The organism is Endozoicomonas sp. ONNA2 (assembly GCF_024606365.1).
GTDB lineage: Bacteria > Pseudomonadota > Gammaproteobacteria > Pseudomonadales > Endozoicomonadaceae > Endozoicomonas.
Genome location: NZ_JAHHPO010000556.1, coordinates 1 through 1,459, shown reverse-complemented (window position 1 = coordinate 1,459; position 1,459 = coordinate 1). Strand labels below are relative to the sequence as shown.

Annotated in this window: 1 protein-coding gene; it reads right to left on the bottom strand. The window is 50.9% G+C overall.

Annotated features, from left to right (window positions below; all coding sequences use genetic code 11):
• Positions 1-441 precede the first annotated feature (441 nt).
• Entirely contained in the window at positions 442-1,311 is an 870-nt protein-coding gene (locus KDK14_RS09750) for an RING finger domain-containing protein (protein WP_257264908.1), read from the bottom strand.
• Between the last annotated feature and the right edge of the window lie 148 nt (positions 1,312-1,459).

The window sequence follows — 1,459 nt, the reverse complement described above, 5'->3', positions numbered from 1 at the left end:
AACGGGTTTCCGATCGGGATGACTGCCGGAACTTTCGGATTGATTGGCGGAATTGCCGCGGGGGCTTTCGGGGCTATCGGGGCTAATACCGCATATGACGAACAGCAAATAAATCCGGTCATTGTGTAAAAAAATCCACTTGGACGGGAGGCTGTTCGATAATAGACTGCCTTGCCTCGCAATAGCCCGGCTATTACTCGTCGTTCTGCCTTTTCTGGCTGTCCAGAATGACCTGCTCGATACCACATTCAGAAGGTGGAATTGGTATTATTAGTCGAACCTGCTGGATTTCAACCAATGATTTCAGCTCATGGAGCTTCTCACATCCATGTGGTTGCGGTCGAGACCGGGGCAGTTTATGAAATATCTGTGCCAAGACTTGGCCTGTCGCGTCAAGTAGTTAATTCAGGACAGTTTCCTGGCGGGCCTGAATGAATTTTTTTACACAATGACCGGATTCACTTGCTGTTCGTCATATGCGACATTAGCCCCGATAGTCCCGATAGCTCCCCCGGCAACTCCGCCAATAAATCCGATAGCCCCGCCAGTAAACCCGATAGCAACCCCGCTAGCACCGGCAGAGCCGATAGCAACTCCGATAGCCCCGGCAGTCCCGGCAGTAATCCCGCCGCCCTCGGCAGTAACCTGGATGGCCGTGGCAGTGACCCCGAGGGCCCCGGCAGTAATCCCGACTGCCCCGGCAGCACTGGCGGTAATCCCAAAGCCCCCGGCAAGTTGGAGAAAAGTGCAGACAGCCCCGGCACTAGCCCCAAAAGCCTTGGCAGTATCCCTGTCAACCCCGGCAGCAGCACAAACAGCGCCGACAGCAACCCCGGCAGCAACCGCGGTGGACCAGGCAACCGTGCCCCCGGCAGCAGCCCGGGAAGCAACTGTGGTGAACCAGGCAGTCCCGGTTGTAGCCGCCCCGATAGCAACCCCGCTAGCAATCGCGACAGGAGTCCAGATAGCAAACGGTCGAACAAACTTAAAAATAGTTTGGCCAAAAAGTTTAATGGTTTTTTCCGTAATAATTACTGCACGCTCTGACAACGGGATACTTTTTATCTCATTAACCTCATCATCCGTTAATGGATTTTTACAAAGAAGGCATTCTTCCCGTTTAGAGCTTTCCACCCATTTGCGCATGCATGTTTTACCAAAAGCATGCCCACATCTCAGATGGATACTTTGGTGTTTTACTGAGTCATAACATATTACACATTTAAAACCGCTAGTACTGTCCATATCAAAACCGATCTGTTTAAGTAATTGACCAACTACTTGGGAATTGTCCCGGAATAACTTCATCATTTTATTCAGTCCGGAAAATTATCGCTGCCCGCTTACAGCTTAGGAATTGTATTTAATAAGTTCCCGATTTCCGTTCACCCTGAGCTTGTCGAAGGGCAGGGCGACAGAATCGGTCGAACGATCATCCCGATAATAGGATATTTAGCTA

Bases quoted from the DNA above. Each gene is read 5' to 3' on its own strand.
- KDK14_RS09750 (WP_257264908.1), bottom strand. From the start codon at position 1,311: ATGATGAAGTTATTCCGGGACAATTCCCAAGTAGTTGGTCAATTACTT.